We start from the raw sequence: 19,368 nt of genomic DNA on the forward strand, positions 1-19,368 counted from the left end.
GCGCATAGGGCAGTAGACTACTGAATCATTATGGACACCATACATTCCTTCCAATCCCGATGGCCCCGGACGCCGAGGCACCGTGGCCGTCGAGCCATGGTGACGGTGCTTGGCGCCCTCGTCATCCCATCGACTCTGTTCCTCAGCGGTTGCGGCCAGAACTCCAAGCAGGACAACGGCGGCGCCGTACCCGTACCACGGGCCAGTATCGAGAGTCCGCAAAGTGCGACACCCCGGCCGGCGCCAGCCGGGGCCACCAGCCACGTTGCGGTCATAGCCCAGACAGCGGTCCCAACCCCTCCCGGAGGAAAATTCTAAGAACCTATTTTAGATCTTGCTCTAACCTCGGACGCATGCTGGGCGCCAGAGGATCGGACTCCGGCGCTCGGCGTGCCAACCGGTCGACAGCCCGCTTTATCGGGTCGGGATATGGGACCAGGGTAATTCCAAAACAGCTTCTTGGGTCGGGTGGCCCAGGGGATTCGCACTCCTGGGCTGGTAGGGGCAGGGCGACTCCGAAGGGTCAAAATCCTTCATCTGCCACGCAGTCGTTGGCCTGTCCGTGGTCTTCCCGACGGGCTGACGAGCGGGAGTGAGCCGGTCGGGTCGCGCGGGTCGAGCACACCCCGACCCCACCCACACCAYACCCGATCGAGTTACGAAACAGCCTTTTGCAGGATGYGGTTATTTGACGTCCATGCCGGCGCTAGCGTCGGGCACCGGAATGTGCGCTTTCGGTGTCGCCGGGGGGTCCAGTCGCCGTAGTGTCTCGTCCGCGGTGTGCTCCACCCGTCGCATCGTGAGGTGCAGGATCGGCGGAGTTACCATGGTGGTGATGAGTGCCACGAGGACCACCACCGTGTAGGCCGCCGTGTTCAACACGCCGAGGCGCAGCCCCACTCCGGCGACGACCAGACCGATGACCCCGCGGGCGTTCAGCCCGGCGCCGAGCGCGAGGGCCTCCCAGTGGCCAAGCCGGCTGGCCCGGGCTCCGAGGTAGGCGCCGGCGAACTTGCCCGCGACGGCAAGCAGCAGGACCACCAGGCCGGCGGCGAGGACCGACAGGTCGGTGAGCTTGCCGAGATCGACCCGTAGCCCGGCGGTGGCGAAGAAGATCGGCGCCAGCACGGTGAGCACCACCGTCCGCAGCGGCGCGACCCGGTCGGGAGCGAAACCCCGGCTGGACCCGATGACGACGCCGGCGATGAACGCGCCGAAGATCGCCTCAAGCTTCAGTGCCTCCGTGGCCGCCGCCGCGGCCAGGATCAGTACGGTGACGACCACGATGTGGCCACCGCCGTCGCGCGCCGTGCTGGCGTATCGAAGTGCCCGTCGGACCGTCGGAGGACCGACCACCAGGGCGGCCAGCACGGTGCCGAGCACGCTGACCACCGGCACGGCGATGTCACTGCCACGCACGCCCGTGGTCGCCATCGCCGACACTATGGAGAGTGCGAACCACCCGGCCACGTCGTCGACTGCGGCCGCGGCCAGGGTGAGCTGGCCGACGTTGCGGTCCAACAGGTTCATGTCGATGAGGATCTTCGCGGCTACCGGGATYGCGCTGACCCCGAGCGCTACGCCGAGGAACACCGCGAACACCAGCCGATGGGCGCCGTCCGCGACGAGAGAGTCAGGCAGCAGTAGACCCGCCGAGACGCCGAGGCCCACCGGAACCAGCAGCCCGGCGAGGCCGACCCGGGCGGCGGCCAGACCCCGGCGCCGCACCATCTGGATGTCCATCTCTATGCCGATGAATCCGACCAGCAGAATCACGCCGAGCTGGCCGACGGCGTCGAGGAGATGGAACTGGTCGGCCCGTGCGGGCAACAGCCAGCCGGCGAAGCCAGGCGCGAGCGCGCCAAGCAGAGATGGCCCGAGGATCACGCCGGTGAGGAGTTCACCCACCACTGCCRGCATTCCCAGCCGCGTTGCCGCCCGCCCGAGGAGATAAGCTAGCCCGAGCAGGAAAGCGATCTGGAGCAGGAAAACGAGAAGCGCATGGGGCGACAGCGCGGCTACCGGACCGGATGCGTTGACCATCACTACTCCTGGGAAGGTCAGGCGGACGTCTAAACCGACGGTGACGCCGAGCACGAGCGAGAGTGGCAGGATGAGGTAAACCGCCGGTAGATCCGATGCGCTGCGTGCGTAACCGTTACTCCCCGGGGCCGGCGAGCGTTTCTCGGTAGGTCATCGGGTCARCCGCCAACCGCCCGCGCGATGGTCTTTGCGTACGTGTCGTAGGCGTTGCCCTCGGTCAGGAGCAGACGGGGGATGACGAGCTCACATTCCAGTAGCCGCAGCACACGGTGTTCGTCCCGCAAGCCGTCAACCCGGCCGAAGATCAACGGTCCGTATCGGTTCTCTAGTGCTTCATATACACAGTACGCCCACTCACGCTCGGCTGGTGTCGGCTGGATCACTTCATTCCGGCCACCGAACCGTTCGTGTGCCCACCAGCCGCCGTCCCGGGCGACTCTTTTGCGGACCGCGTGGCTCAACTTTCCGCCTAGGAAGACGAAGGAGAGTTCACCGTGAGCCAGGATCGATGAAAGAAAGGGCTGGACACAGACGTGATGGGTGGACACCAAGTCACGGAGCAGTGTCTCGGGTTCYGTGTCGCGGCGTGGTGCCACGCCCGTCGCCGACGTTGCTTCGTGGCCGTGCCGGACGAAGTGCGTTGCTGAGGTGCTCGGCCCGCTCCGTGAGACCCGGAAGGTGCGCCAGGAGCCGGCCGAGACGGTTGGCTTGATGACGACATGGTCCCATCCGGTCTGGGTCATGAGCGTGTCAATCGTCACGTCCTCGCCCCGGGAAACCCACCGGGTCGGGATCACCGCGATGCCGTCCTGTTCGAGCTCTGACAGGTACCGACGTTTGTCGAGCGTCCCGACGGCCACCCGCATCGAGTTCAGAATTGGAATCTTCCCGTCCAGCTCCAGATACAGTCTCCGGATCCTGTCAAGAAAGTCGGGCCGCTCGTGGAAGCCGCGGCACATTCGTAGGTTCACGCCGTCGAACGCTGTCCAGTCGACGGTGTGCACGTTGTCGAGATGGACCGCGACTGCCGTGACACCGTAATCAGCCAGGGCGGTAACGATCTGTGGGTACTCCGCGTGCGGCGAGTCCAAATGTAGATAAGCGATCGGTCGCCCAGTGGTAACGGCTTTCATTCATTCTTCCTTAGCAAGGCCTCGTGGTTAGCGAGTTCGCTGGCCGTCGCGCTGTCGCTGGGGCGGCGTACAAGCAGGCGCAGGCGTCGGATCGCCGTGTCCGCCCCGTCCCACAGATAGGCAGCGGAGAATCCGGCGAGCAGGGCGTACGGCCGCAGCCGGATCACCCATCGCAATCGGGTGTTGGCCGGCACGGGCAACCGGTCCAACCAGGTCGCGGTGCCCTCTGGTCGTAGTTCCGCGGGTTCCACCAGGTCATGAGCTGAAATATCTCGTCCGCGGTCCCCGCCGATCGCCAGCCACCACAGCTTAGGCAGCGGCGCGGTGACGTTCTGGACACTACGGACCGTTGGTAGCTTGACACCGTGATCCAGCCGCCACCGTGCGCGGGCCGCGAGGTTGGCCTGTAGCCGGCTCTGTATCCAATGCACGGTTTCCGGCGGCAACCACCGCCACAGCGGGGCCCGGGAGTAGAATAGCGTGGATTGCAGACGCCGCCGGACGCGGCGGTTCTTCGGGGTCTCCCGAGTGGTGTCGCCCTCGGTGTCGACGAGCCATCGGGTGAGCGCTGAACGGGTGYTGCCCACCGACCAGAACACCATCATATCAAGCACGTGGGACAACACGAAGAAGCGAGGATCCGCGATCGCGGCAGTGTACTTTTCGCGGACCATCGCGCGCAGCATGTGCCAGTCCTGGCGAGTGGCTCGGTTCACCCGCTCGATATACGCCCGGTCCAGGTTCCCGGAGCGGACGTCGTCCTGGACAATGTTGGCGAGATGCCAACTGGTCACCAACGCCAGCGCGATTCCCTGGCTGTAGTAGGCGTCGATGATGCTGCCCGCGTCGCCTACCATTGCATAGCGCTGCGGGCTGACGAACGTGTCGGTCCAGTGCTGGACGTTCCGGTAGGTCCGGAACTCAAGGAGTGACTCCGGTGCGATCACCTTGTCGAGGACGGGGTGCCGCCGGATGAGATTCCAGAACTGCTCCTGCGGAGTTCGGCCGGGTGGCGCCGACCGCTGGTCGAAAGTCGCGCCGACGCTGATCCGTTCCTTCGAGAGCCGGATGACCCAGATCCAGTAACCGGCCCCCCACAAATGTACGGTGTACAGGTCGCGTTGCGTATCGCGGCCGTTAGGGAAGGTATGCGTCCACTCGTCACCGAACAGGCCGTCGGTCACGCCCTCGAACTGGCCCCAGACCGCTGTCGTCTGAAATCCGTCAGTCAGTTCCCGCCGCTCCGCGGCATGTCCGCGGCCGCGGGCCAACAACCGGTTGCGTCCAGAACAGTCGACGACCCAGCGCGTTCGGATGATGTTGCTGTGCCCGGTTGTGCCGTCCAGCCATTCCACCTGGTGCCAGTCCGCTCCCGGGGAGATCTGTATGTCGCTCACTCGGGCGGTGTCGACGAAAGTGATTCCAGCACGCCGTCGGACGGCCGCACACATCGAATCCTCCGCTTCGGGACGGACGATCTGCATGTCGAGGAACATGCAGCGGAACCACTTCTTGTCGGGCGCAAGATCGTAGAGATAATGYGGCGGATGCGGGTCGGCGTTGATGGCCCACTCGGTGGCGTCGTGGAAGTCTGATCTGTTCTCCGTGCCGTGGGAGAACCATACACCGAGTTTCGCGAATGATTCCTCGGTGATGAACTCATCCAGCTCGCCCACAGTGCGGAGAAAAGCACTTGTGAAGACTAGGAACGACTCTCCAACCTTGTAGCTGTGTTTCTTGTCGCGAAGGTTGTCGATCAGCGTTACTCGCAGGCCTCGTTTGGCAAGCTGAAGGGCGTTCGCCAGGCCTATGATGCCGGCACCGACTACCACGACATCAGTTTCGGAGGTCGTCTGCCGAATCACCGGCAAGCCCTTCGGTGAATGCGCTTTCTCGTTGGTCATCAAATCAGATCTTTGTCGAAGTTTCCGGGAAACGCGGTCGGCCTCGCCCACCGGCTGGATTTTCGCATCTGGTCTCGCGTGCTTAGTCTCGCATAAATTTACTTCGTCATAAGCGCACAGGACTGGTGTCGACGATACCAAGGGACTTTGTTGGCTAGCTCCGCAACCAGATCCGGCCGCCACGTTAACGATCTTCCTAACTGCCCTGCTTCGCAGGGTCTCCCCCAACTCTGGCGTCATCTCATTGCATGGAACACGGATGTACAACACCCGACTATTACRATTGATTGGCCTGTGGATGTGCCATTGCCCTGGCTGCCTACACCCGCTCCAGCCGGTCGGCTCCGGTCCCCGGCATCCCAAGGCTGCTGGCAGTGCAGTCTGCGTCCTCGGCATGGGTGCAGCCTGAGCGACGGACCRGTGTGCGGGGACGGGAGAACTACCTGTCTCACTACCTGTCCGCTCGCCTGCCCACCTGTCTGTCCCAGTTGTCCACCTGTCCGTCCCAGTTGTCCACTTATCCGACCAAGTTGTGTCCCCCCACAGGTAGCGGGACGGTGTTGTGTGTGTCCGGACGTGGAAGGTCGAACCTGCCGGCGGAACTAACCAGCTTCGTCGGTCGCAGACAGGAGCTGGCAGAGGCATTGCGGTTGCTGGCCGGCGCCCGGTTGCTCACGCTGACCGGGCCCGGGGGGGTCGGGAAGACCCGCCTCGCCCTTCGGCTCGCGGCGGACCGGCAGCGCGCGTTCCCCGACGGTGTCTGGATCGCCGAGTTGGCCGACCTCGACGACCCGTCACTGGTCGTCGACGCGGTCGCCGAGGCGATGGACCTGCAGTTCCTCTCCGGGCGATGGACCGCGGCGACGCTCGCCGCGCACCTTGCTCCGCGCAGGATCCTGCTCGTGCTCGACAACTGCGAGCACCTCGTGGACACGTGTGCCCGGCTCGTCAACACCCTGCTGCGCGCGGGCCCGGACCTGCGGGTCATCGCAACCAGCCGCCACCTGCTCGGGGTGGCGGGGGAACGGGTGCTGAAGGTGCCCCCGCTGAGAGTACCCCCGGTGCCGGCCCCGGGCGCGGACCAGTCCGCGTTGGCTGGCGGGCTCATCCAGTACGAGGCGGTGAGCCTGCTGGYGGAGCGCGCGGCGGCGGTACTKGGGGAATTCAGCCTCGACGAGGGCAACTGGCGGACCGTCGCGTCGCTGTGCCATCGCCTGGATGGCATCCCGCTGGCGATCGAACTGGCGGCTGCTCGGCTCCGGACGCTGTCCCTGGAGCAGATCCTCGATCGGCTCGACAACCGCTACGCCCTGTTGACGCGAGGCAACAGGGCCGGACCCCGCCGCCAGCAGACCCTGCGCGCGCTGATCGACTGGAGCTTCGGCCTGTGCAATCCCGAGGAGCAGCAGATGTGGGCGTGCCTGTCGGTGTTCGCCGACGGGTTCACCTTGGAGGCGRCTGAGCAGGTGGAGGGCGCCAGGTACCCGCCGGCAGTCGTGCTGGACGTGCTGAGCGGGCTGGTTGACAAGTCGATTCTGGTCCGTGACGACGACGAGGGGATGGTCCGGTTCCGGATGCTGGACACCATTCACCAGTACGGCCAGGACCGCCTGCGCGAGTCCGGTCGGGAACAGGACGTGCGCCGTCGGCATCTCGCCTACTACCGCCGGATGGCGGCCCTCGCCGACGCTCAGTGGTGCAGCCCGGCCCAACTGGACTGGATCCGGCGGATCCGGAACGAGCAAGCGAACCTACGGGTTGCGCTGGACCTCTGCCTCACCACACCGGGCCTGGCGGAGACCGCTCTGTCCATCATGGTGGCCTTGTGRCAATACTGGGCCGCCATCGGGCTACTCAGCGAGGCGCGCTTCTGGTTTGATCGGGGGCTGAGCAAGGCCACGGAGCCGGACGGGATCCGGGCCATCGGTCTGCAATCGGCCGCCCACGCCGCGTCCCTCCAGGGCGACATCACCGCGGCGGCGTCGCTGCTGGCCGAGGCTCGCGATCTGGCCGCCAGGCTGCACGAGCAGCGGGTGCTCGCACGCATCGCCTGCGTCGAGGGCAGGCTCGCCGCCATCAGCGGGGACACGTCGGCGGCGGTGGAGCGCAGTCAGGACGCCCGCCGCCGGTTCACTGACCTCGACGAGCCGCTCGGTCTCGCCCAATCACTGCTCTATCTCGGGCTGGCCCACGGAATCCGCGAGGAACAGGACGCGGCGGCGACCGTCTTCGCGGAATGCGTGGCGTTGACCGAGCGCTTCGGCGAATGCTGCTTCCGCTCGTTCGCTCTGTGCGGCCTCGGTCTGGCGGCCTGGCAGCTAGGCGAGTTGGAGCAGGCGATGGAGCACCATGCCGCGGCCATCTCCCTCAAATACGCGTTCCACGACCATGTCGGCATCGCCGTCGCGCTGGAGCAGCAGGCGTGGGTCATGGCCTCGGCCGGTCGGCACCACGAGTCCGCGGTCCTGCTCGGCGCGGCCGGGCGGATCTGGCGTGAGACCGGGGCGTCGATCGCCGTCTTCGGGCTCGCCTCGTTCCACCACCGATGCGAGGCGTCCCTGCGACGCGTCCTGGATCAACGGAAGCTCGAACGCGCCCTAGCGCAGGGCGCGGAACTCGACCTGGACGAGGCCGTCGCCGCGGCTACCCAGGGCACCGGGACTCCCGTCGCCCACCCCGTCGTTCCCGCCGGCGAGCCGGAGGTGCCCCTGACCCCTCGGGAGCGTCAGGTGGCGGACCTCGTCGCCCGCGGTCTGAGCAACAAGGAGATCGCGAGCTACCTGGTGATCGCCCAGCGCACGGCGGAAGGTCACGTCGAGCGCATTCTCGGCAAGCTCGGTTTCACCTCACGGGCCCAGATCGTCGCGTGGGTTAAGGACAGCAGCAGGAGCCCCCAGGAACGTACGTGTGAGCCGCAGCGACATGTTGGCGAGCGCGAGCGGAGCGCCTCCACCTCACCCCCGCCTCCTCATGGAGAGTCTGGAGGCGTACAACCTCACGGGTAGTCACGGGCCGCGACTTCGCTGGCGGCTGTGGATCATCTGACGGGGCCTCATCACAGATCTCATCAGAGCGCAGATCTCCGGACCGGGACACCAGGCACCTCCTCCTGCGTGGGCCCGGTCGAGGCCCGGCGTGTCCGCCCCGCCGACAACCACACCAAAGTGGAATATATATTAACCAAGTGGTTGATAAGCGACCGGATTGGGGTACTCYTCCTTCATCATCTCAACCGAGTCGCTGAGGAGCGTCCTCGTGTCGAAGCAGAGGAAGAGCGACGATCGACTGCCCCGGGTCTCCCCGGATCYTGCGGACCCGATCCGGCCCGTCCTGGTCGAACAGCTGACCAACAGTGACATCACGGTCACTACAACCGACGACTCCGCCAACGACGCTCCGGTCAAGAAGGCGGATCAGACCATCCGCGCGGATCCGAGTAAGGGTTCGGGTGAACGGACGCGGGATGCTGGGGGAAACACCTCCAGCGCGGTTGCGGTGATTGGGATCGGGTGCCGCCTTCCTGGCGGCGTTGGTTCCGCGGCGTCGCTGTGGGATTTCCTCCGCGACGGTCGTGATGCGGTCACCGATGTGCCATCAGAGCGATGGAGTGAGGCGTCGCGGGAAGCATCGCAGGCAGAGACCGATCGGAACGTGCTGTGGCGTGGCGGGTTTTTGTCGGAGGACGTCGGCGCCTTCGATCCAGAGGCCTTCGGTATCGACCCGACCGAGGCAGAGTTGATCGATCCTCAACATCGGCTGTTGCTGGAGGTCGTGCAGGAGGGGTTCGAGCACGCTGGATTGCCAACCGATGACCTGGTAGGGAGCAGCACTGCTGTGTTCGTCGGCATGTCCAACTTGGACCATATGCTCCACGCACATCAGCTCCCGAGCGGCGGGGGCCCCTACTTTGTGCCCGGTAACCAGGCCGGACCGGCATCCGGTCGGATATCGCACGTCTTCGGTTTGCGCGGTCCCAGCATGACCGTGGACACGTCGTGTTCGACAGGGTTGRCCACCGTGTACCTGGCATGTAACAGCCTTCGGCAGGACGAGTGTGACCTCGCGATCACTGGCGCGGTCAACCTGCTACTCAGCCCCCGAACGTTCCTGGCCTATAACGAGTTGGGAGTGCTATCTCCCACCGGGCGATGCTTCAGCTTTGACGAACGAGCGGACGGCTACGTTCGGGCCGAGGGCTGCGTGGTCCTCGTACTTAAACGTCTCGACGACGCGATGCGTGACCAGGACCGCGTGCTCGCCGTGCTACGGGGGGTGGCGGTCAATCATGACKGGAAGACGTCCCCGTTCACCGTTCCTTCCGAGCAAGCTCAGGAAGAGGTGTTCCGTACCGCCCTGAGTATTGCCGATGTCGACCCGGAAGAAATTGGAATGATCGAAGCGCACGGCACCGGAACCATCGTTGGCGACCCGATCGAGTTCCGTTCGCTGGCCGCCGTCTACGGACGGGGACGAGGCCGGTGTGCATTGGGTTCGRCTAAGACGAACTTCGGCCACGCCGAACCCGCCGCGGGCATGGTGGGGCTACTCAAAGCCATATTGGCGGTGTACCACGGTGAGGTCCCGGCGTCCCTGCATTTCCGACGGTGGAACCCCGCTATCAACCCGTCCGGCACCAGGTTGTTCGTTCCGACCGTAACGACACCATGGCCAGTCACCGGTGGTCCGCGCCTCGCGGCCGTGTCCTCCTACGGTGTGGGCGGGACCAACGCGCATGCCATCGTGGAGGAACCGCCGGATTCCAGCTCCCCGGTCGCGCCGAGGTCGTCCAGCAGCAGCGACGATTCCGTTCTCACGTTCCTGCTGTCGGAAGKATCAGAAACTGCGCTGCAGCATTCCGCGATCAGGCTCGCCGACTGGCTCATCCGCTCCGGCGCGACGACACCCTTGAARGATATCGCGCACACGCTCGCGGTACGCCGCTCGCACGGCCCCGAGAGACTGGCGGTCGTCGCTCGCTCCCGGGACGATCTCGTCAACCGCCTACGCGCATATGCCGACGGGACACACCCCCGTCCTGAAGGCATGGTCAACGATTATGTCCACGCCGAGCACGCAACGGGACCGGTGTGGGTGTTCAGCGGCCACGGCTCGCAGTGGCCCGGTATGGGGCGAGACCTGTTCGCCACCGAACCCGTGTTTGCCGACACGATCGCGGCGCTCGACCCCCTGATTCGCGCCGAGTCGGGTTTCTCGCCGGAGGAGGTGCTGCGGGCCGGTGACGAGGTGACCCGAATCGACCAGGTACAGCCCTTGATTTTCGTGGTACAGGTCGCTCTGGCGCGCACCCTGCAATCCCACGGCATCCACCCCGCCGCCGTAGTAGGACACTCCATGGGTGAAATCGCCGCCGCCGTGATCGCGGAGGCGTTGACCGTGGAAGACGGCATCCGCGTCATCTGCCGTCGGTCTYGGCTGTGCGTTCCCATCGCCGAAGCCCGCGTTGCGGCGATGGCGGTCGTCGAACTGGATGCGGCCACGGTCCAGGCAGAGATCGACCATCTTCCCGACGTGGCTGTCGCGTTCTTCGCCGCACCCCGGTCCACCGTGATCGGCGGTACTCGAGTCGAAGTCGAACGCCTGGTCGAAAGCTGGACATCCCGCGACGTTCCCGCGCATATGATCAATGTCGATGTCGCCTCGCACTGTCCCCTGATCCATCCAGTCGCCGACGCGTTGACCGCTGAGCTCAGCGATATACGGCCTAGGCAGCCGACGATCCGTTTCTATACCACGGTTCTGCCTGATCCGCGGCAGACACCCACATTCGATGCTGCCTACTGGGGTGAGAACATGCGCTGCCCGGTTCGGGCGGTGGATGCCACGACCGCCATCGTCAACGACGGACACCAGCTTTTCCAGGAGATCTCTCCACATCCGGTGGYAATCCACCCGCTTATTCTGACCCTCCAGGCGGCCGGGGCGCCGGAGGCCACGGTTGTACCGACTACCGATAACAGGCACGATCAGGCCACAGCCCTACGAACGAGCATCGCAGCGCTTCATTGCGCCGGGCTCGACATGAATTGGCGGCGGTGGCACGGCGATGGAGCCATCGCGGACGTGCCGCCTACGACGTGGGACAGACGCACCTATCTGATCAAGCTACTCAGGAACCTGGCGCCCCCGACCGACTCGGCCCGGTCAGCGCATACAGAGCCGACCGAGCAACGTCCGGACACTGGGACGGACGCCGACATCAGCGCCGAGATTTCACAGGCTACCAGAGATGAACGCCTCAAGATCATCAGAAAGATGATCTTTGAAATCTTGCGTGAGATCCTCAGCTTGCGAGCGCGTCGACTGAGCCCTAGTGCCGCCTTTTCGGAACTCGGTCTGAACTCCCTACGCGCCGTGGAATTCCGCGGACGAATCCAGCAAATATTCAAGGTCTCCATCTCGCTCGCCGCAATCCGGGAGCATCCCACAATCGCAGAATTCAGTGAGTATATCGCCGAACTGCTGTAACCTCGACCCCTGAAAGGATTAATCGTGAACACAGCCATTCTGGGAACCGGGTCATACGTCCCAGAAAAAATTTTGACGAGTGAAGAAATGGAAGATCGCCTCGGTCTCGACCGTGGCAAGATCTTCGAGAAGACCGGCATCCGCGAACGCCGTGTGGCAGCACCGCACGAGGCCACCTCGGATCTGGCTGCCCACGCCGCACGACAGGCGCTCGCCGCGGCAGGCATGCAGGCCCGGGACATCGATCTGATCGTGCTTGCCACATCCACACCCGACCAGCCCATGYCCGCCACCGCATGCCACGTTCAAGCATCCATCGGCGCCACTCGAGCGTTCGCCTTCGATATTCAAGCGGTCTGCACCGGCTTCATCTACGCGCTGAAGTGCRCCGACTCCCTACTTGCCGCGGACCCGGATTACTCCACCGCCTTGGTTATTGGCGCCGACACCTATTCGCGCATTCTTGACTACACCGACTACCGCACCTCGACTCTTTTCGGAGACGGTGCTGGCGCGGTCGTCCTCGGCAAGGTACCTGACGGACAAGGCCTGTTGGCGAGCACCCTGTACTCGGACGGGCRCAACAAGGACTTGATCCAGATCCCAGGCGGAGGCAGTCGAATACCTCCGAGCCATCTCAGCATCGAGAAACATCAGCACTACTTCATGATGAACGGCCGGGAGGTTCGTCGCCTGGCAACCGAGAAGTTGGCAGCAGTCGTGACGGAACTGYGCACGACTGTGGGTATAACGCTGCCCGACGTTGATCTCATCGTGTCTCATCAGGCGAACGGCGTGATGCTGGCCGACCTGGCTGAGAACCTGGGGCTCGCCTCGGGAATGTTGCATCTCACCGTCGGCAAGTACGGCAACACCGGTGCCGCTTCCGTGCCGATCACACTGGATGACGCTGTACGGGCCAGTCGGCTCCAGCGGGACTCCCTGCTCCTTATCGTGGCTTTCGGCGGCGGCGCGACGTGGGGTGGAGTCGCCTTGCGCTGGGCGTAGGCCCGATATCAAGCAGTCGCCGATCCCGGCGCGGTCATCGCGACCGGCCGGACGCCATCCCCACATTCCGGTCAGTCACCAGTCGCGAGGACGAACCGGCCACCCGCCAGCCGAATGATGTGTCTTGAGCAGGAAGGACTCAGCCGTGTTCCGCTGCGTCGCCATCGTCAACCGTGGTGAGGCCGCGATGCGCCTCATCCGAGCCGTTCGGGAGATAGTCGCCGAGACCGCGACAGCGATCGAGACCGTCGCCCTGTACACCGACGTCGACCGCACCGCGACGTTCGTGCGCGAGGCCGACAGGGCCTACTGTCTTGGCCCGGCCGCCGCGCGTCCCTATCTCGATCTGAGGGTCCTAGAGCGCGCGCTGGTGGAGACTGGGGCCGACGCCGCGTGGGTCGGCTGGGGCTTCGTCGCGGAGGACCCGGCGTTCGAAGAGCTTTGCGAGAGGCTCGGGGTCACCTTCATCGGGCCCAGTTCCGAGGCCATGCGTAAGCTCGGCGACAAGATCGGCGCGAAGCGGATCGCCGAGGAGGTCGGCGTGCCGGTCGCGCCGTGGAGCCGCGGTCCGGTCGAGAGCCTGGACGCCGCCCTGGCAGCGGCTGCCAAGATCGGTTATCCGCTTATGCTCAAGGCAGCCGCGGGCGGCGGCGGTCGGGGCATCCGTGTGATCAGGGACGAGTCCGAGCTTGTCAACGCCTTCGAGCGCACCAGGCAAGAGGCCGCGCGGGCGTTCGGCATCGATGTCATGTTCCTGGAGCGCCTAATTACTGGGGCCCGGCACGTCGAGGTCCAGGTGATTGCCGACGGCCAGGGCACCGCGTGGGCGCTCGGCGTCCGTGACTGCTCGGTGCAGCGGCGCAACCAGAAGGTAATCGAGGAGTCGGCCTCGCCGGTGCTCAGCCCGGAGCAGGCGGCCAACCTCAAGGCCGCGGCCGAGCGGCTGATCGTCGCGGTCGGCTACCGGGGCGCGGCGACCGTCGAGTTCCTCTACCACCCCGGCGACAAGCAGGTCACGTTTCTCGAGGTCAACACCCGCCTGCAGGTCGAGCACCCGATCACCGAGGCCACAACCGGGTTCGACCTGGTCAAGGCCCAACTACACGTGGCCTCGGCCGGCCGGCTGCAGGGCGTGCGGCCGGTCGAGCGCGGACACRCCGTCGAGGCCCGGCTCAACGCGGAGGACCCCGACCGCGACTTCATGCCGTGCCCGGGCCACATCACGCGGCTGGAGCTRCCAGCCGGACCCGGCATCCGCGTCGACACTGGCTTCAGCGAGGGCGACACCATCCCGGCCGACTTCGACTCGATGATCGTGAAGATCATCGCCTACGGCCGCGATCGCGACGGGGCGCTGGGCCGGCTGCGCCGGGCGATTCAGGAGACCAAAGTGATCATCAATGGTGGTGTCACGAACAAGAGCTTCCTGCTGGACCTGCTCAACCGGCCCGAGGTGATCGACGCCAGCGCGGACACCGGCTGGATCGACCGCGTCGGGGACGGGCTTGTCTCGCACCGGCACTCCGCCGTGGCCCTGGTGGCAGCGGCCATCGACGCGTACGAGGAGAAGGAGCACGTCGAGCGGCAGCGGCTGCTGTTGACGGCGTTCGGCGGACGCCCGCAGGTGCAGCACGACAGCGCTCGGCCGCTGGACCTCAAGTTGCGCGACGTCGGCTACCGGGCGCGCGTGGCGCGGCGGGGCCCGTGCCGGTTCCACGTCAGCCTCGAAGCGGGCGCCGACGTCCGCACCGCTGACGTCAAGATTGACCGCTTCGATCGGCACACCGGGCAGATCGTCGTCAACGGTGCCCGGTACCGGCTACTCGCCGACATCCACGGGCCCGTCCACCTGATCGAGGTGGACGGCGTCACCCACCGGGTCAGCCGCGACGAGGGCGACGTCGTCCGCTCGCCCATGCCTGCCATGGTTATCGCCACGCCGCTGGAGGTTGGCGCCGAGATCGAGGCGGGCGCACAAATCCTGGTGCTGGAGAGCATGAAAATGGAGACGGTGCTGCAGGCGCCGTTCAAGGCGCGGGTGAGGGAATACTTCGTCTCCGTGGGCAGCCAGGTAGAGGCGGGTGCGCCGCTGCTGCGGCTGGAGCCGATCGCCGGCGCCGAGGTCGAGGACAGCCCGGCCGCCGCGGCGGCCGGGCTGGACCTGCCGACCGCGCCCGAGGAGGTCCCGGCGCGTGAGCGCACCGCGCGCGGCCTGGAGGATCTGCGCGCTTTGCTGCTGGGCTTCGACCTGCACGATGAGCGCCAGGTGCTCCACGACTACCTCGCCGCGCGTCGGGCGGCCACCGAGGAGGGCCACCAGCCGCTGGCCAAGGAGCTAGAGATCATCGAAATATTCGCCGACCTGGCCGAGCTGAGCCGGAACCGGCCTGCCCGCATGGACGTCGGCGATGAGGGCCACCTGCGCAACCCTCACGAGCACTTCCACACCTACCTGCGCAGCCTCGACGTCGAGCGGGCCGGGCTACCGGAGGCGTTCCAGGCCAAACTGGCCAAGGCGCTCGGGCATTACGACGTCACCGACCTGAAACGCTCCCCCGAGCTCGAGGCCGCGGTGTTCCGGATCTTCCTCGCCCGGCAGCCCGCCACCGCCAAGGTGGCCGCCAAGGTAGTTGCGGCGCTGCTGGAATCGTGGCGGTGGGAGCCGCCGCCGGACAAGTCCGTGCACAAACCGGTGCGTCTGGCGCTGGAGCGGCTGGTGGCCGCCACGAAGGGCCACTTCCCCGTGGTTGCCGACCTCGCGCTCGACGTGATGTTCGCCTGGTTCCAGCATCAGCAGTTGCTGCGCCGTGCCCAGGAGCGCATCCGTATCTTCGAGCACCTGCTCCACCTGGACGCCTACCCGGACGCGCCGGATCGCACCGAGCGCATCGCCGAGATGGTGCGCAGCACCGAGCCGCTGGTGCCGCTGCTGGGCCAGCGGCTGCTGCGCGGCGACCGGGATAACACGGTCATACTGGAAGTGCTGACCCGCCGGTACTACGGCAACAAGGACCTCACCCACATCCGCGCCACCGAGTACGCCGGCTACCGGTTCTGGGTGGCCGAGCGCGCGGGCTCCAGGCTCGTCTCCTGCGCAGTTGGCTTCGACGCGCTGGACGCGGCGCTGGGTGGGCTTGCGGAGCTGGCAGGCGGCGAGCGCTCCGTCGATGCTGACATCTACCTGTCCTGGGAGAACCAGCCGGCGGACTCCGACGTGATGGCGGCCGCGCTGGGCGAGGCCGCCAGCGCGCACCCGCTGCCGCCCCAGGTGCGTCGGCTCACCATCACCATCACCCCGGAGGCAGCCGCACGATGACCCACCACTTCACGTTCCGGCCGTCGGACGCCGGGATGGCCGAGGAACGGCTGATCCGCGGCCTRCACCCGTGCATCGCGCAGCGGATGCAGCTGGAACGGCTGAGCAAATTCGACCTCACCCGGTTGCCGTCGTCAGACGAGGATGTCTACCTCTACCAGTGCGTGGCGCGGGAGAATCCGTCGGATAACCGCTTTGTCGCGTTCATCCAGGTACGCGACCTGTTTAGGGAGCACGATCATGATGGCCAGCTGGTCGCGTTGCCAGCGGCCGAGGACGCCGTGGCCGCCTGCGTCGACTCGATCCGCCGCGCTCGGTCGCGGCGACCGTCGGACAAGCGTTTCAACACCAACCGGATCGTGGTCTACGTCTGGCCGCCGAGCGACATCACCCGCACCGAGCTGGAGATGATCGCTGAGCGTGTGCTGCTGATGACCGCGGACGCCGAGCTGGAGGAGATCCTGTTCATCGCCCAGCAGCGCAGCCCGCAGACCGGCGAGCTGTCTGAGATCGCCGTGTGTGTCTCCTTCAAGACCACGGGCGCCGAGCTGACCGTTGGCGAGCCTTCGGTCGAGCCGGTCGAGCCGATCGACGATTACCGGCTCAAGGTGCTACGCGCGAGCAACCGCAAGATGATGCACCCGTATGAACTGACCGACCTGCTCGGCGACTTCGTCGAGTACGACCTCGACGACAACTGCGCGCTGGTGCCGGTCGACCGGCCGAAGGGGCACAACACCGCGGCGATCGTCGTGGGTGTGGCCACCACCCCGACCAGGCTGCACCCGCAGGGTGTCACCAGGGTCGTACTGCTCAGCGACCCGACGAAGTCGCTCGGCGCACTGTCAGAGCCGGAGTGCCGCCGCRTGATCGCCGCACTGAACCTGGCCGAGCGGAGGCGGTTGCCGCTGGAATGGTACGCGCTGTCCTCCGGTGCCCGGATCTCCATGGAATCGGGCACGGAAAACATGGACTGGGTGGGCGCGGCACTCAAGCAGATCGTCGAGTTCACCCAGGCCGGCGGCGAGATCAACATCGTGGTCACGGGCATCACCGTCGGTGCGCAGCCGTACTGGAACGCCGAGGCGACGATGCTCATGCACACCAAGGGCATCCTGGTGATGATCCCGGACTCGACGATGGTGCYCACCGGCAAGCAGGCAGTGGATGTCTCCGGCGGCGTGTCGGCCGAGGACAACTTCGGCATTGGCGGCTACGACCGAGTGATGGGCCCGAACGGGCAGGGGCAGTATTGGGCGCCGAACCTGACCGCCGCCGTGGACATGCTGATGGCATACTACAATCACACATATGTCGCCCCCGGCGAGGATGGTCCGCGGCGAGCGGAGACGAACGACCCCGTCGACCGCGACATCTCCGACTACCCTCACTCGGTGGCTGGCAGCGACTTCACCTCCGTCGGTGAGATCTTCTCCGCCGAGGCCAACCCGGACCGCAAGAAGCCCTTCGGCATCCGCCCTGTGATGGAGGCGCTGTCCGACCAGGACCACCCGGTGCTGGAACGCTGGAAGCACATGGAGAGCGCGGAGACCGCGGTGGTGTGGGACGTACACCTCGGCGGCATACCGGTATRCCTGATCGGCATCGAGTCGCGCGCTGTGCCGCGGCACGGTTTCCCGCCCACCGACGGCCCGGAAATCTATACTCCGGGCACGCTGTTCCCGCAGTCCTCGAAGAAGGTCGCACGGGCGATCAACGCGGCAAGCGGGAACCGGCCGCTGGTGGTGCTGGCGAACCTGTCGGGCTTCGACGGCTCGCCGGAGTCGATGCGCAAGCTGCAGCTGGAGTACGGCGCCGAGATCGGCCGCGCGATCGTGAACTTCCGCGGGCCCATTGTATTCTGCGTGATCTCGCGGTACCACGGTGGCGCGTTCGTGGTGTTCTCGAAGGCGCTGAACCCGAACATGACCGTGCTGGCGCTGGAGGGCTCGTTCGCCTCGGTTCTCGGCGGCGCTCCCGCCGCCGCGGTGGTATTCGCCCGCGAAGTCGACGCCCGCACCGCGGCCGACCCGCGGGTGCGCGGCCTGGAGGCCCGCGTCGCGGCTGCCACCGGCGCCGACCACACCGCGCTAACCGCGGAGCTCGACGAGCTCCGCGTCTCGGTCCACGCGGAGAAGCATCGCGAGATGGCCACGGAGTTCGACCGCCGGCACACTATCCAACGCGCGGTCGAGGTCGGCTCCGTCGACGCCGTCATCCCCCCCGCCGAATTGCGCCCGCGGGTCATCGAGGCCATCGAGGCATCAAAGCCCGTGGGCGCTGACCCCGAAAATGAGGTGAGGTGACGGCGTGCCGGGGCCCGGTGGCCGTCGAACGTGAGATCGAACGCGTTCAGAGCGGGGCGGTCCCAACCGATCGGTGYGGTCCCACCGCCCTGCCGACGCGTCTCGAACCGAGGGCAGCAATGCTTCCACCAGCTCCCACAGATCGTCCGGGACCAGTCGCACCGCGAGGCTGTTCTCCATTACGTCCATGATCAGAGATGCACCCCGCGCACCCACACGAGACACGCTCTTATACGTCGCCATGACCACTTGATTCCGCCCTCAATGATCTGCCACTAACATATAGATGCTGACGCATCGACTCCTTGAGACCGCCCGGATAATCCGAATTATGTATTATCGCGGGCCGGGACTTCATCGATAATTTATCTTGATTGAGAAATTCGGATAATATTATTAATTGGATAAGCGATAGGATGAGCGATAGATGGATGAATTTTCTAGAATTTTCGCGGCCCTTGCAGACGCGACCCGTCGCAACATGGTCGAGCGACTTGTCAAAAATGACGCCACAGTAGGTGAGCTTGCCGAGCCGTATGAGATAAGTCTCCAGGCGGTCTCCAGGCACCTCAAGGTGCTTCAGGAAGCCGGCTTGATCCGCCGTCCTGGAGGTTGCCACCGCAGCCCGGTGCGTCTCGAAGAGGATGCGCTCGGCCCAGCGGCCCGATGGATCCAGGAATTTTACAGCTCTCGCCTCAGATCTAGAGTTTCGCAGTTTTCTTGATCCAGATCAGTGTCTGGCAACGGCTGGATAATTTTCCCGATTGCTTTCGGGTGGATGATTCCCTGGTGCCTGCCGGTGGTATCGCGGTGCGTGGCGGAGGGGTGGAAGGCCAGCGCGAGGGGCTGGTGGCGGGAGCATCAGCGTTTCCTGTACCAACCCGAAAGTTGGACGCCGATGCTCCCGGACGTGACGATACCGGTTTCTCTGGCGGTGCTGCTGGAGGGTTTCCGGCCGTGTTTCACCGCGCCGTCGTTCCGGACGTTCCGGGCGCTCGTCGTGGGGATGCTCGCCACCGGCGGGCGGCGCACGGTGTGCGGGATGCTCGTCGGCGCGGGCCTGTCCACGCTGTGGCCGCACGACCGGGCGCACCGGTTTTTCGCGCGGGCGGTCTGGTCGCCGGAGAAGGTCGGCCTGGCGCTCGCCCGGCTCGTCGTCGACCGCCTCGTCC

At 65.8% G+C, this 19,368-nt stretch carries 7 protein-coding genes and 2 pseudogenes; 6 read left to right on the top strand and 3 right to left on the bottom strand.

All coding sequences use genetic code 11. The features are described from left to right. Positions 1-684: 684 nt before the first annotated feature. The 3 genes from Manayef4_RS13350 to Manayef4_RS13360 all read right to left on the bottom strand — a co-directional run bounded on the left by Manayef4_RS13350 (position 685) and on the right by Manayef4_RS13360 (position 5,131). Entirely contained in the window at positions 685-2,043 is a 1,359-nt protein-coding gene (locus Manayef4_RS13350; RefSeq protein ID WP_070131804.1) for a cation:proton antiporter, read from the bottom strand. 158 nt (positions 2,044-2,201) lie between these two features. Beyond that, entirely contained in the window at positions 2,202-3,176 is a 975-nt protein-coding gene (locus Manayef4_RS13355; RefSeq protein WP_011435445.1) for a hypothetical protein, read from the bottom strand. Then, the gene (locus Manayef4_RS13360) at positions 3,173-5,131 is read right to left on the bottom strand and encodes an FAD-dependent oxidoreductase (protein ID WP_254665636.1); all 1,959 of its coding nucleotides are present in this window, start codon (positions 5,129-5,131) and stop codon (positions 3,173-3,175) included. Before Manayef4_RS13360 ends, Manayef4_RS13355 begins: the two co-directional genes overlap by 4 nt. A 515-nt stretch (positions 5,132-5,646) precedes the next feature. On the opposite strand from Manayef4_RS13360, the gene Manayef4_RS25390 reads away from it, so the two are divergent. The 6 genes and pseudogenes from Manayef4_RS25390 to Manayef4_RS13385 all read left to right on the top strand — a co-directional run. After that, complete coding sequence (locus tag Manayef4_RS25390) at positions 5,647-8,085, top strand: LuxR C-terminal-related transcriptional regulator (protein WP_139140083.1); 2,439 nt, start codon at positions 5,647-5,649, stop codon at positions 8,083-8,085. A gap of 250 nt (positions 8,086-8,335) precedes the next feature. Then, positions 8,336-11,566 (top strand): type I polyketide synthase, encoded by a 3,231-nt coding sequence (locus tag Manayef4_RS13370; RefSeq protein ID WP_070131807.1) that lies wholly within the window; start codon positions 8,336-8,338, stop codon positions 11,564-11,566. A 24-nt stretch (positions 11,567-11,590) separates the two neighbouring features. Beyond that, on the top strand, positions 11,591-12,574 hold the full coding sequence (locus Manayef4_RS13375) for a beta-ketoacyl-ACP synthase 3 (RefSeq protein WP_254665637.1): 984 nt from the start codon (positions 11,591-11,593) through the stop codon (positions 12,572-12,574). A gap of 145 nt (positions 12,575-12,719) precedes the next feature. Next, a pseudogene (locus Manayef4_RS26690) lies at positions 12,720-18,196 on the top strand (carboxyl transferase domain-containing protein). Positions 18,197-18,623: 427 nt separating this feature from the next. Beyond that, positions 18,624-18,794, top strand: a pseudogene (locus Manayef4_RS26695) (metalloregulator ArsR/SmtB family transcription factor); the annotation flags it as partial. Positions 18,795-19,106: 312 nt separating this feature from the next. Next, positions 19,107-19,368: transposase (locus Manayef4_RS13385; protein ID WP_254665638.1), on the top strand; the 262-nt coding region annotated here is incomplete at its 3' end.

Origin of the sequence: Frankia sp. CgMI4 (assembly GCF_001756285.1) — a bacterium.
Taxonomy (GTDB): Bacteria; Actinomycetota; Actinomycetes; order Frankiales; family Frankiaceae; genus Frankia; species Frankia casuarinae.